This window comes from Pseudoalteromonas sp. AWH4_217 (assembly GCF_056161105.1).
In genome coordinates, this window is the sequence record NZ_JBSWYM010000011.1 from 138,453 (window position 1) to 151,667 (window position 13,215).

Here is a 13,215-nt window from a genome sequence, read left to right on the forward strand (position 1 = left end):
GACGGTCTGTAGGCATGCCTATTGGGAGCCATAATAGACAGAGTGTAAAGCGGCTAGGCAACTCAGGAGTTGCACCAATTACACCTATTCCCACATTCACAGCCTGTCATCCCGCACTTGATGCGGGATCTGCTAACAGGCGACTCAGGAGTGACACCAATAACACCCATTCCCACATACGCCACCTGTCATCCAGCAGTTCTCAAAAGCAGTGCTACCCTAAACGTAGTGCAATAAACTCAGCCAGCTTATTCACCGCGTGGGCAGATTCCTGGGTGTTTTTAACCAGGCTGATACCAATCTGCCCCAGCTCGGGCAAAAAGGGCGTTTGCGCCTGGTAACTGAGCGTAGCCGGCACGGTACTTTTAGCCAGCACCGTAATGCCCAGGCCTTCTTTAAGCGCAGCCGTCAGCCCCGTTAAATCGGCATTACTGTACACAATGCGGTATTGCAGACCGGCCTGTTGCAGTGCCTCAATGGCACGGCGACGATAAATACAGCCCTCCGGCGCCGTGACCAAAGTAACAATCTGCTGTTGCGCCAGAGACAGGTCGCCCACCCATACCAGCTGGTCCTGCATAAACACCGGATAATTTGACGAATTAAGATCTTCGTTCAGCGCCAGGACTAAATCGAACTGATCCTGTCGAGAAACCGATAACAGATGTTTACTGAGTCGGGATTTCACTTCCAGCGCCACGTCCGGATATAAAGACACAAAGTCGCCGATGATGGCGGGCAATATGCGTGCGGCAAACTCACTGGGGATCCCCAGACGTACCCGGCCGGTAACGCTCTCAGAGGTAAATTGCTGAATGATCCCATCGTTGAATTGCAGCATTTGCTTGGCCTGAGGCAGCAGTAGCTCGCCGTACTGGTTGAGCACCTGTCGCTGACCCTGTTTTTTGAACAGTTTACAGCCCAGTTGTTCTTCAAGGCGTTTTATCTGCAAGCTCACCGCCGGCTGAGACAGGCCCAGCAGCTCGCCGGCCTTGGCAAAACCACCCACTTCAACCACAGTTACCAGAGTGCGCAGGCCATCAATCGATAAGTTTTTCATATTAATAAAATCAATTTATAAAACCCAAATACATTAATATTATTTATCAAACGATAAATAAATACAATTTGTTGTTGCGCAGACGGATCCCTATACTTTTCTCCATCTTAATTTCATCAGGATAGTCGCATGATGAGCACGCCAATCATCTTCGCTAAGCACCGTCAGGGCACGGTGGCGGCGGAAAATCGCATTTTCTCGCCACAGGATCTGGTTGTACTGGATTTCAGCGGATTTGAAACCACACCTTTTCTGAATCAGGAGCTGGGGCTGAACCTCAACAAACTGATGGCACCCGGACTGGGTGTGCAAGGTCAGCTGGCAGGCGCACAGTCATTTGCTGTTTATTACTTTAGCGAAACAGCCTACCGTTTCGTGCTGAGCGAAGACGCTGCACAAGCGCTCTCAGCACTGGTAAGCAAACATGACAGCGACTACGACATTGAACTGGTACGTCGCAGCGACTTAGCCATTACGCAACTGAGCGGTCAGGCTGCGCTTGAGACGGTACTTAGCAGCTTTTCGCTGACACCGGGTCTGCAAATTTCAGACTTGCAGGCGTGCTATGGTAAACAAAGCGGCGACGTTTTCGTCACTACCTTAGTACAACAGGGCCTGCAGCAGTACCAGCTGATTGCAAACCAGGAATCTTTGAGCCTGTGGCAGGCTCGACTGGCTGAACAGGGTTTTGCTCAGCCAGACGAACACGCCCCAAATTAACCCCATTCACCAGTGTTGCGCTGGTGAACATGCACCTGGCTTATAACCGGGTGGGTGATGACAATAAGTGAAGGAAGAGTATGACTTCTAAAACAGTACTGCATGCCAAGCACCTAGAAGCTGGCGCGAAAATGGTTGATTTCCACGGTTGGGAAATGCCAATCAACTATGGCTCCCAAATCGAAGAGCACAACGCTGTGCGTGAAGACGCGGGCATGTTTGACGTGTCTCACATGACCATTGTCGATGTAAAAGGTGCCGATGCCCAGGCATTCCTGCGCAAGCTGGTTGCCAACGATGTGGCTAAACTGAAAGTTGCAGGTAAAGCACTTTACACCGGCATGTTAAACGAGCAGGGCGGTGTGATTGATGATTTGATCATCTACTTCTTCACAGAAACTGAATATCGTCTGGTTGTAAACTCTGCAACACGCGAAAAAGACTTAGCACACATGAATGCGGTTGCTGCCGACTTTGATGTGGCCATCACAGAGCGCCCTGAGTACGCAATGATTGCGGTACAGGGTCCAAATGCCAAAGCAAAAACAGCCACTATCCTGAGCGATGCACAAAACGCAGCAGTAGAAGGCATGAAGCCGTTCTTTGGCGTACAGGCTGAAGAGCTGTTTATTGCAACCACGGGCTACACAGGTGAAGACGGCTATGAAATCGTTGTACACAATGATGATGCAGCGCAACTGTGGCAAAAATTATTAGACGCGGGCGTCCGTCCGGCTGGCCTAGGTGCACGTGATACGCTACGTTTAGAAGCGGGCATGAACCTTTACGGCTCAGATATGGACGAAAGCGTTTCTCCACTGGCTGCTAACATGGCGTGGACCATTGCGTGGGAGCCGGCAGAGCGTGACTTTATCGGTCGTAAAGTGATTGAGCAGCAACGTGCTGACAAGAGCACTGACAAGCTGGTTGGCCTGGTACTTGAGAGCAAAGGCGTGCTGCGCGGTGGCTCTAAAGTTATCGTAGAAGGTGGCGAAGGTGTTATCACTTCTGGTACATTCTCGCCGACGTTAGGCTTTAGCGTAGCTTTGGCCCGTGTACCTCGCTCTACGGGTGACACAGCTCAGGTTGAAATGCGCAAAAAGCTGGTAGACGTTAAAGTGGTTAAACCTTGCTTTGTACGCAATGGTAAGTCGGTTCTGTAACGCACAGAGCACAATAGAATAACGGGCGATGGCCCACATAAATCGACCAAAGGAACAAAAAAATGAGCAACATTCCTAGCGAGTTAAAGTACGCAACGTCTCACGAGTGGGTTCGCGCTGAAGGCGACGGCACTTACACTGTCGGCATCACTGAGCATGCGCAGGAACTTTTGGGTGACATGGTATTCGTTGACCTGCCTGACGTAGGTGACGAAGTTGACGCTGGTGAAGACTGCGCGGTTGCTGAGTCTGTAAAAGCCGCTTCTGACATCTACGCGCCAATTGGTGGCGAGATCGTGGCTATCAACGAAGAGCTTGAAGACTCTCCGGAATCAGTCAACAACGACCCTTACGGTGACGGCTGGTTGTTCCGTGTTAAAGCGTCTGACGAAAGCGAACTTGAAAACCTGCTTGACGCAGAAGGCTACGAAGCCAACATCGACGAAGACTAATTCGTTGTAGATATCATAAAAGCCCCCTGCGTGGGGCTTTTATAGTTGCGCCCGGTGTAATACCAATTTCACTTAATACCTGTTCAATTTGACGGAGCAAATATGACGCTAACTGTGTTAAAAATTTCTCATTTAGAACAACTAAATAGCAAAATTTTTGCCTGGTTATCGAACATATTTTCTCGCCTCAAAATAGAACACTTAATTAAGCAAATTGGTATAAGGCGTGGCAACACCGTTAAACTCTGTGACTGTTACCAAGGTATTTTCGTCGTGCTGTACATAAAGGTGCAGGTCGTCGAGCAACAGTGACACCCCCATTTTTACTTGGATCATAGGAATCTGGACACATGTCAAACGCCAAATCTCTTGAACAACTAGAGCAAAAGCAAGACTTTATTCGTCGCCATATCGGCCCGAGCCCGGCTCAGGTGAGTGACATGCTTGCTGCGCTTGGAGTATCGAGTGTTGAAGAGCTGATCGGTCAGACAGTACCTAGCTCAATCCGTTTAGAGCAAGGCCTGCAAATTGGTGAAAGCCGTACCGAAGTAGAAACGCTGAGCTACCTGAAATCTGTAGCAAGCAAAAACAAGGTCTTCAAATCTTACATCGGTCAGGGTTACCACCCGACACACGTGCCAAACGTTATTTTACGTAACGTACTGGAAAACCCAGGCTGGTATACCGCGTATACGCCGTACCAGCCAGAGATTGCACAGGGCCGTCTTGAGTCTTTGCTTAACTTCCAGACTATGACCATGGACATCACCGGCCTTGACCTGGCCAGTGCGTCACTGCTTGACGAATCAACCGCAGCAGCCGAAGCCATGGCGCTGGCTAAGCGTGTGTCTAAAGCGAAAAAAGCGAACCTGTTCTTTATAGCAGAAGATGTACACACACAAACCATCGACGTCGTCACAACCCGTGCCGAGCAGTTTGGTTTTGAGGTGATCGTTGGTCCTGCAAGCGATGCGGCAAATCACGAGATCTTCGGTGCCCTGTTCCAGTATCCAACTACGTCTGGTGAAGTGGTTGACATCACGGATATCATCGCACAAGTACAAAGCAAAAAAGCGATTGCCTGTGTGGCCGCTGACATCATGAGCTTAATGCTACTGAAAGCACCAGGTAAACTGGGCGCAGACGTGGTACTGGGTTCTGCACAGCGCTTTGGTGTTCCTATGGGCTACGGTGGTCCACACGCTGCGTTCTTCGCAACACGCGATGCTTACAAGCGTTCACTGCCAGGGCGTATCATTGGTGTATCGAAAGACCGTTTAGGTAACGACGCGCTGCGTATGGCAATGCAAACACGCGAGCAGCACATCCGCCGCGAAAAAGCCAACTCAAACATTTGTACAGCGCAGGTATTGCTGGCCAACATGGCTGCATTCTATGCGGTGTACCACGGTCCACAAGGCCTGAAAACCATTGCCGAGCGCATTAACCGTTTCGCCAGCATTCTGGCAACCGGCCTGAAAGCCAAAGGCGTGGCACTGAAGCACGATACCTGGTTTGACACCATCACAGTGGTTGCGGGCGACGCAGACAAAGACGCAGTAGTCGCGCGCGCAGTTGCAAACGAAGTAAACTTTGCCATTAACCACGCTGGCGAGTACTCGATTGCACTGAATGAAACGACCACCCGCGGTGACATTGCAGAACTGTTCGACATCATCCTGGGCGAAGGCCATGGTTTAGATGTAGCAGCACTGGACAGCGAAGTTGCTGCAAACAACATCACAGGTATTCCGGCAAGCCTGGTACGCGATGACGAAGTACTGACGCACGACAACTTCAACAGCTACCACAGCGAAACTGAAATGCTGCGCTACATCAAGCGTCTTGAGAACAAAGACTTGGCACTGAACCACTCTATGATCTCACTGGGTTCTTGTACCATGAAGCTGAACGCAACGGCTGAGATGATCCCGGTCACCTGGCCTGAGTTCGCAGAACTACACCCGTTCTGCCCATTAGAGCAGGCACAGGGTTATCAGGTCATGATGACTGAACTGCACGACTGGCTGGTTAACATCACAGGTTACGATGCAGTATCACTGCAACCTAACTCAGGTGCTCAAGGTGAATACGCGGGTCTTATCGCCATTCGTAAATACCACGAGTCACGCGGCGAAGGCCACCGTAACGTGTGTCTGATCCCAAGTTCTGCGCACGGTACTAACCCGGCGTCGGCGCAAATGGCCAGCATGAAAGTAGTTGTGGTTGGCTGTGACAAAGACGGTAACATCGACCTGGACGACCTGCGTGCGAAAGCAGAAGATGTGTCTGAGAACCTGTCTTGTATCATGGTTACTTACCCGTCTACCCACGGTGTATACGAAGAAGCCATCCGTGAAGTGTGTGACATCGTTCACCAGCACGGCGGCCAGGTTTACATGGACGGCGCGAACATGAACGCACAGGTTGGCGTAACCAGCCCGGGCTCAATCGGTTCTGACGTATCGCACCTGAACCTGCACAAAACATTCTGTATCCCGCACGGCGGTGGTGGCCCGGGTGTGGGTCCTATCGGTGTTAAATCGCACCTTGCGCCATTTATGCCTAACCACAGCGTGATCAAAGTAGCGGGCACCAACGAAGGTAACGGCGCAGTTTCTGCAGCACCTTACGGCTCAGCAGCTATCCTGCCAATCTCATGGGCGTACATTGCCATGATGGGCAGCGAAGGTCTGAAGCAGGCCACTGAAATGGCCATCGTGAACGCCAACTACCTGACAGAGCAACTGAGCAAGCACTATCCGGTACTTTACCGTGGCCGCAACGACCGCGTTGCCCACGAGTGTATTATCGACCTGCGCCCGCTTAAAGAAGCCTCTGGCATCACAGAGATGGACGTAGCGAAGCGTTTGATGGACTACGGCTTCCACGCACCGACTATGTCATTCCCGGTTGCTGGCACGCTGATGATCGAGCCAACAGAATCTGAGTCTAAGGTAGAAATCGACCGCTTCATCGAAGCCATGATCTCTATCCGCGCTGAAATCGCCAAAGTAGAAAACGGCGAATGGTCAGTAGAAAACAACCCACTGGTGTTCGCACCACACACCCAGGCAGACGTACTGGACAACGAGTGGGATCGCGCCTACGACCGCTTCTATGCAGCCTTCCCGGTTGCATCAGTAGCGAAAGACAAGTTCTGGCCAACGGTAACCCGTATCGACGACGTATACGGCGACCGTAACCTGATCTGTTCTTGCCCAGCTGTAGAGACTTATGCTGAGTAAGTGAATCTTTGAGTCGGGCTAATCCACGACTTAGATTTTTGAAAACCGCCTGAGATTGAGGCGGTTTTTTGTGGGTATAGGTCGGATGTAGTGCGACTAGATTTGAAATCTGTTTTCTATTTGGCGCTTTGTCGCGTTGGCGACGGCAACCAATGGGCGGCTGTCGCCGGCCGCCCCTTGGAACCCCACGGCGCCCCGCTATCACACTTAATCTTCAAACCAGCAATTGATGTGAACGTAAACGCCATGAAGGCACATCCATGTCCCTGCATGGCTTAGCTCGCATCCATGCGAGCGTATTACTCATCAATTGCTTATTTTCAGGCGTGATAGAAGGGGAAGTGGAGGCGTCTTGTCGTTTTGTGTTTTGGGTTGCACAGTGCAAGAGCTGACCCCAATGGATCCTGTTCAACTGAGCACCATTAATGCGTCAACGGCTCCTGGGAAGCGAACACGTGCCTTACTGTTTTGCAACTCGGAGCAAACCATAACACCAAAATTAAAACCGTTATGTATATACACTGGTTTTGACGATTTCCCTAGTGAGTCCCATTGCATACAAAACTTACTAGTGAGCTCTTTGTCCTCACCAACAGCTGGCTCAAGTTTAGGTTGTCTAATTTTGACAAAGGTGGGATAACCGAGTCGGTTATCCGCCAAAACCATTGAAGCCTCATCGTATATCTTACTAGCTCCAACGAGCTGGTATTCTGTTCCTGCAACAAGGCTTATCCCTGCGCTACTTAATCTAGCAGCAATACTGTTAAGCCATTTCAGTGGAATTGATAGTTCAGGAAAAAGCACGTAATCAGGTTTTGGTTTTAATTTCAAGGGCAATTTTTATTTTACCCATTGCCATCACAAAAGGGTTAAGCAAAATCCACGCTGACTTTCTAATGGGCAGCGAACAAAATATGCCGTTCAGCACAAGTATCAACCCTGATTTCAGATACCTTAATGGTATGGTAACTAGCTTTGCATCGAACTATTTGGGAAATGGATTTTTTGAACAGGCATTTGCCTTTGGCCACGCAGTACCACTAAATTTAAACATTATTTTATCAATAGAGCCGCACAGCGGTATTTCGCTAGGAAAGACTACCAAAGTGCTCAAAAAGTTTGGCAAGGCCTTGCCAAACTTTCCCCCTATTCTCCTTTTGTTTGGCAACGCTTAATCGCTTTGGCCAAAACAACAGATGATGCACAACTTAAAGATCATGCGATTGCAGTTTTAACAAAGAAAAAAGTAACTTTACCTTGGCAGAACACCCTATGTGGCTTGCTTATTTAGAGCAAAACAAAAATCTGGATACATCAGTCACCAAAGAGGTGTTGACACAAATACAGAGACAAGATCCAAATAATCAGCAAGCGACAACATTGATGCAAGCGTTAAAAATATGACGAAAAATTAGGCATGTTAAGCCAACAAATACTTAATATGCCAAAATATTTAAATTAACTGATCAAATGACGTTAACGCATTTTCAAGTCGCCAATATTGCGTGATAGGGTTATTTCTCGGTGAGTTTGTTTTGACCAGCTGGGTCTTGCCCCAAAAAACGGGGTAACCTAAAAGTTTCGCCTTACCAAGCTCTGCTTCACTGGGTAAAGTAATACGATAATAACCATGCCTATCATTAATTAATCCGTCTCTGTCAATGATCAGCTCATCATCTTTTACATTGTAGCCACTCCACGTTTTTTGCTTTTTATGCCATGTAGCAAAACTTATCAAATAAAGCTGGTTATCATATTTATTAAGTCGTATTGGGTGGCGGTCGTCGTCAAAAGTGTTTTTCCCATCTAATTCAAAGTCGCCATCGGCTACCGGCACTCTAAGCTCTACCACTTCGGTTTCAGATTGCTCGTATTCAATCGCGTTTATCTTATCTTTTAAGAAGCTAGCGAGCATACTCAGCAGAGGTCCATTAATCATACCTAAATTAAGCAAATTAGAACTCTTCACCATTTGTTCTACTCGATTTGCCAGTGACGACAGGCCCGATTTAAAGTGCAACATATACATGTCATATTCTGGGTGACTCAAATCAAAAGCTGGAGGCAAAGCAGTGGATACTAAACCAGTAGGTATAATTTCTGCCTGTTGCATAAATTCCATGGCGCAATATTTCGCGGCATCAACCTCATATAGGCTTGGTATGGGAGACATAAAACCGGCAAAAGCGGCAATAGGGCTACCCGGCAAAAACACTTTCTCAAAGGTATTGTGGGCTGTTTTCTTGAATGGACCAATGGCAATTAGTTGACTATTTCGACTTTTTGCCGCCAACCCACTGATAATATCAACAAAGCTAAACACTAGCGCAGTCATAATTAATTCCTGCTGTGTTGCACTAAACTCTGTGATGTCGTGACTTTGCTCTATTTGGCCTGCAAGATTTTTTAAATCAGATACAACAGAGCCTTTTTCATTAGCTAATCGTTTTATTTCCCCCTTAATAGTAGAAGGTAGTGTTGGAATGGCATCTTTATCAGATAGCTCAGTAAGAAAATTGGCAATTTCCTCTTTTAACGCCAAAAAGTTATGGTTATCGGGTTTAATAACATTGTTAACACACTCTCGTAATTTATTACGCATCACAAGCTTGTTAGCGATTTGAAAAGTACGATGTTCCTCTTTGGCTTCTGCCTGAGCACTTGACACCGCAGCCTGGGTTATGACTTGCCCAATAAGCTTATCCAACGAGGTTTTTTGGTATAAATCATTACCATCAAACGCTTTAAATATGCTCAACGGGCCACCAAATGCTGATTGGGTTTGCCAATCGGCAAGCCCAGGTAAGCGATAACTCGGTTCACTCCCCACATTAGGGTCAACAAAAATTATACGGCGTTCATAATTGGTACTTTCATCCAATCCATCAATATGTGAAGCAAGTTTAAACGCCTCGGCTACTGGCTCATTGTTGAACGCTCCTCCGTCAATGTAACTGAAACACCCTGAGGTTTCCGTTGCAAAAGGCCAAAGCGTTGAAGGATACTCCCAACGATAGCGCTTTAACGTTACCGGCTCAAAGGCAACAGGAAAGCTTCCGCTCGCCACAGCAGTTGCGACGATATGTTTCCAGTCTTCGCCAGAGCGTAAATCAAACGTTTCATGGTTTACTTTATTGTCCCAATGCAAACGTACCCATCGCTTAGGGTGTTTATCCTGCTGCTTAAGTGCGGCAATAGGTACCGAGTCAAAGTTAATATCAAAAATTCGCATCTCTTTATGGTGAAAAGACGTCAATGCATCATTAGTTGCAATATTGCTGTTATTAGCTACAGGGTATAAATCATAGGCTTTTGCATGCAGCGGGTTTAAATTTGCAATACTACAGCCATAAAGTACACGACCAGCCAATAGCATATGACTTGCCTTATCACTGTCCTGATATTGGCCACTAGCCGGCATTAAATTTGCCCTAGCAATATCTACCACCGTTTTTTTATTAACAACACCACACTGAAATTTAAGTGGCGGGATTTTATCGTCACCTTCAGGTTTGAGTAATTTATCTAACGTTATTTGGTTAACCCAAATATCATTCATCACGTCTTGTGCAAGTTGCGCATCTATCAGTTGCTGACGTTTAGGCTCTCCCAAGGCTTGCCAGGTATCATGTGTCAATTGATAATCTTGCTTTAACTTGTTTTCAGCATTTTGTCTTTTAACACTATCTTTGTCAGGAAATGCCAAACATTTCAGCATGATCCCTAAGCTCATTGCACCAGCACTTGCGCCGGCAAAAACATCTATTTCAACGCTATCATAGGCGTTATGGTTTTCATCTTTGCCGTAAAGCAATGCAAGTTTTATTGATTCGGTCAATGCAGCGCCACTAAATGATCCCAATGAAACGCCACCGCCCATTGCAAATCCAAGTTTTAATCTAGTTGCCATATCCGTATTCCTACCCCTAGTCGATACTACAAAGTTAGTTTGTTTTTTGCACAAAATAAATCCGAGATTCTTTAAAGATGTTGGAAAGAATTACACGCGGAGTTATGGGAGACACCCACTACTATGTGTACCCGTTCTGTGGAGGCAGGTTTAACTTGGAAGTGCACCAACTTTTTCATTATAGATTTCAACTGGAGTTTTGTAATCAAGGCACCTCCTGGGCCTTGAGTTTAAATTATGCTCTATTTCTTGAATCTGTTTGTGGGTTACAGTTGAGAAATCAGTACCTTTTGGCAGATACCTTCGAATCAGGCTATTTATCTGCTCAACAGCTCCTTTTTCCCAACTATGGTAGGGCTGGCAAAAGTAAGAATCACACTGTAATGTCCCGTTTACCTTTATGTGCTGAGCATTTTCAGACCCATTATCATAAGTAATCGATTGAACAAATCCTGCGGGGTGTGAACTTAGACGTTTTATTATTGCATTGCTTGTTACTAATGCACTCTTGGAGCTTAGCTTGGTTATATGCACTAGCCGTGTTGCTCTTTCTATGATGACATTCAGTGCCGATTTCTTGTGCTTAGATACTACGGAATCGCTCTCCCAGTGGCCTAATTGGGAGCGCTCATTTATAAATGTGGGCCGTTCCAGGATGCTTGTTTTCATTGAGCATTTTTTGCTATATCGACGTGATGGATACTTTTTTCTGCGCTTTTTGTGTTTTCTAGCCAAGCACGCTATGAGTTCAGGAGGCGAACTGTAAACGAACTGATAGATTGATTCATGGCACACATAGGGAGCTTCATTAGTAAGCTTGAGACGTCCTGATATAATCTGAGGGGACCAGCCTTTCCTGAGCTTATCTAACACATACAGCCGTGTCTCAGAAGTCTTCAGCTTTTCACGTTGAGCACGCTTACTCATCCTGGCCTTGTACATATCATGAGCTGGATTTGGATAGTATGTTGGCACGTAATAGTCATAGATATTCCTTTTGGAAATTTTGGGAGACACCCACCCATATCCAAATTTTGGAAGAATTTTGGAAGACACCCACCATTGTTCGTACCTTTTCTAGCGGAAATCACATCAGAAATCATTTCACTACACTGCATTTAGACATTTGTCAGCAAGATAAAAGTACCCAACATCCAAGATCAGCTTCACATTAGAACTGTAAGTAGTGAGTTATAGGAGACACCCACTACTATGTGTACCCGTTCTGTGGAGTTACAGAGTAAAGTTGCAACTTGGAATGGGTGATTGAGATGGATGCTCCTAAATCGGTGTCAATGCGCCACATAATTTTGGAAGACATCCACGTGTTTTGAGAGACACCCACCGAATTTGTTCCATTTGTGTAGGAGGGTCCCCTTGGTATGGGTGTCTATGATTATTGATATGCCTAAACCTCATATAACTGTGTTTTTAGTTGTGACTTATTGTTTACTTATCCTTTTTTGCGTGTGAATATAAGTATATAGTGCGTTTGTTTTTTTGGTTTATATTCCTATGAGTGGAATGGAATAAATAGTAATTCGTAAAGGGGTTTTTATGGGTGTTTTTAAAAAGCAGCTTTTTTATTTGTGTTTGTTTTTCTTTCTAACCAATCTTATGCAGAGCCAAGCAAGTTTATAGCTCAAGCCATGGCAGCGCCGGCTTCAGTTTTTGATTTGTTTCTTTTTAAAATAGAAGAACAGTCAAAGTGTTATAGAGGTTGGTTTGGGAACTCCAAGACAAAAGACCATGAAACACCATGCTTGACTACACTTAAATATAATTTTGATGAAAACCTAATAAAAATGAATTTTTTTGTGGGTGATGTCAATGAAAAAATGATTGGTTTTAAAGCTTCAAATGATAAAGATAAAGAAGCCATATTAAGAAATATTTTATCTGATTTAGCTAGTACATTAGGTGTGGAAAAGAACGAGTATTCTGGATTAAAACTAGGAATGATTCAAATGACAAGTATTCGTAATGGCTGGTCAAGAGATGAGTTTGATGAATCAAATTTTAAAGAAGAGGTTACAAAAAGAACAGTAATAACAGTGACTGCAAATATAGAGGATGGGTTCATATATAAGGCAATTAGGAATCACCACGGTAAAGTACGGTTCGAAAAAAAGCGGAGTCACCTAAAACAGGAGCTTTAGGGTGGTTTTACGGATTTAACAAGAACAACCATCTAAAATTGCAAAGACATCCAGCCAAATTTGTCGATATTTTTTGGATACTGACAGGCTTTAGAATCGGTGTCTTTGAATTTCTCGCACAAGCTATAGCCAGCTATTTTTAGCTCTAGGCCAGGTGCCCAATTTTGGAACGCAATTTTGGAAGACACCCACCGATATCTTACCACTTTATGTTGAGTAAAGTGGCAACTTTGGAAGGGGGTCTGTGACTTTCTATTTGATTTTCTGGGTCCTTCTTCGAAGGATGCGCTCTTTCAACCAGGGAAAAACTTAAGACACCCAACCGAATAGTACTATTTCGACCTCAGGTGGCTTCGGAGTTTGAAGTGAAGTAATCACTTAAGGTCAGCTTTGGTTTAGGAGGTAGCGTGGGTATCCAAGTCAAACCTGTCCCGGGGGAAGTCTCGGTTCGGAATGGATGTCTCTGATTTTCTGATTTTAATAAAGAGCCCAATTAGAGGGCT

The 13,215-nt window shown here is 45.9% G+C and carries 10 protein-coding genes; 6 read left to right on the forward strand and 4 right to left on the reverse strand.

Translation table 11 applies throughout. The annotated features are described in order from the left end of the window. Positions 1-214 precede the first annotated feature (214 nt). Positions 215-1,060, reverse strand: a complete 846-nt coding sequence (locus ACXAH1_RS15215; RefSeq protein WP_010385250.1) for a LysR family transcriptional regulator — start codon at positions 1,058-1,060, stop codon at positions 215-217. A 129-nt stretch (positions 1,061-1,189) separates the two neighbouring features. Here ACXAH1_RS15215 and ACXAH1_RS15220 point away from each other — a divergent pair, with 129 nt between their 5' ends. The 3 genes from ACXAH1_RS15220 (at position 1,190) to gcvH (ending at position 3,395) form a co-directional block, all read left to right on the forward strand. Further along, complete coding sequence (locus ACXAH1_RS15220; RefSeq protein WP_253111241.1) at positions 1,190-1,780, forward strand: hypothetical protein; 591 nt, start codon at positions 1,190-1,192, stop codon at positions 1,778-1,780. An 80-nt stretch (positions 1,781-1,860) separates the two neighbouring features. Beyond that, entirely contained in the window at positions 1,861-2,943 is a 1,083-nt protein-coding gene (gene gcvT, locus ACXAH1_RS15225) for a glycine cleavage system aminomethyltransferase GcvT (RefSeq protein WP_054016477.1), read from the forward strand. 62 nt (positions 2,944-3,005) lie between these two features. Next, positions 3,006-3,395, forward strand: coding sequence for a glycine cleavage system protein GcvH (gene gcvH / locus ACXAH1_RS15230; protein ID WP_054016478.1), 390 nt, complete (start codon positions 3,006-3,008; stop codon positions 3,393-3,395). Positions 3,396-3,596: 201 nt separating this feature from the next. Here the strand turns inward: gcvH and ACXAH1_RS15235 are convergent, their stop codons facing one another. Continuing rightward, positions 3,597-3,731: a hypothetical protein gene (locus ACXAH1_RS15235; protein WP_475197774.1), complete on the reverse strand. Its 135-nt coding sequence runs from the start codon at positions 3,729-3,731 to the stop codon at positions 3,597-3,599. Between the two features lie 14 nt (positions 3,732-3,745). Here ACXAH1_RS15235 and gcvP point away from each other — a divergent pair, with 14 nt between their 5' ends. Together gcvP and ACXAH1_RS15245 are read left to right on the forward strand one after the other, a co-directional pair. Then, positions 3,746-6,643, forward strand: coding sequence for an aminomethyl-transferring glycine dehydrogenase (gene gcvP / locus ACXAH1_RS15240; protein WP_475197776.1), 2,898 nt, complete (start codon positions 3,746-3,748; stop codon positions 6,641-6,643). A 776-nt stretch (positions 6,644-7,419) separates the two neighbouring features. After that, positions 7,420-7,818, forward strand: coding sequence for a hypothetical protein (locus ACXAH1_RS15245; protein WP_475197777.1), 399 nt, complete (start codon positions 7,420-7,422; stop codon positions 7,816-7,818). Positions 7,819-8,096: 278 nt separating this feature from the next. Here ACXAH1_RS15245 and ACXAH1_RS15250 read toward each other — a convergent pair whose 3' ends face one another. Beyond that, a complete protein-coding gene (locus ACXAH1_RS15250; RefSeq protein ID WP_475197779.1) occupies positions 8,097-10,553 on the reverse strand; it encodes a patatin-like phospholipase family protein in 2,457 nt (818 codons plus the stop codon). A gap of 150 nt (positions 10,554-10,703) precedes the next feature. Next, the gene (locus ACXAH1_RS15255; RefSeq protein WP_475197780.1) at positions 10,704-11,609 is read right to left on the reverse strand and encodes an IS30 family transposase; all 906 of its coding nucleotides are present in this window, start codon (positions 11,607-11,609) and stop codon (positions 10,704-10,706) included. 533 nt (positions 11,610-12,142) lie between these two features. On the opposite strand from ACXAH1_RS15255, the gene ACXAH1_RS15260 reads away from it, so the two are divergent. Beyond that, positions 12,143-12,712, forward strand: a complete 570-nt coding sequence (locus ACXAH1_RS15260; RefSeq protein WP_475197781.1) for a hypothetical protein — start codon at positions 12,143-12,145, stop codon at positions 12,710-12,712. The last annotated feature ends 503 nt before the right edge of the window (positions 12,713-13,215 follow it).

Bases quoted from the DNA above. Each gene is read 5' to 3' on its own strand.
- ACXAH1_RS15250 (WP_475197779.1), bottom strand. From the start codon at position 10,553: ATGGCAACTAGATTAAAACTTGGATTTGCAATGGGCGGTGGCGTTTCA.
- ACXAH1_RS15220 (WP_253111241.1), top strand. From the start codon at position 1,190: ATGATGAGCACGCCAATCATCTTCGCTAAGCACCGTCAGGGCACGGTG.
- gcvT (WP_054016477.1), top strand. From the start codon at position 1,861: ATGACTTCTAAAACAGTACTGCATGCCAAGCACCTAGAAGCTGGCGCG.
- gcvP (WP_475197776.1), top strand. From the start codon at position 3,746: ATGTCAAACGCCAAATCTCTTGAACAACTAGAGCAAAAGCAAGACTTT.
- ACXAH1_RS15215 (WP_010385250.1), bottom strand. From the start codon at position 1,060: ATGAAAAACTTATCGATTGATGGCCTGCGCACTCTGGTAACTGTGGTT.
- ACXAH1_RS15235 (WP_475197774.1), bottom strand. From the start codon at position 3,731: ATGATCCAAGTAAAAATGGGGGTGTCACTGTTGCTCGACGACCTGCAC.
- gcvH (WP_054016478.1), top strand. From the start codon at position 3,006: ATGAGCAACATTCCTAGCGAGTTAAAGTACGCAACGTCTCACGAGTGG.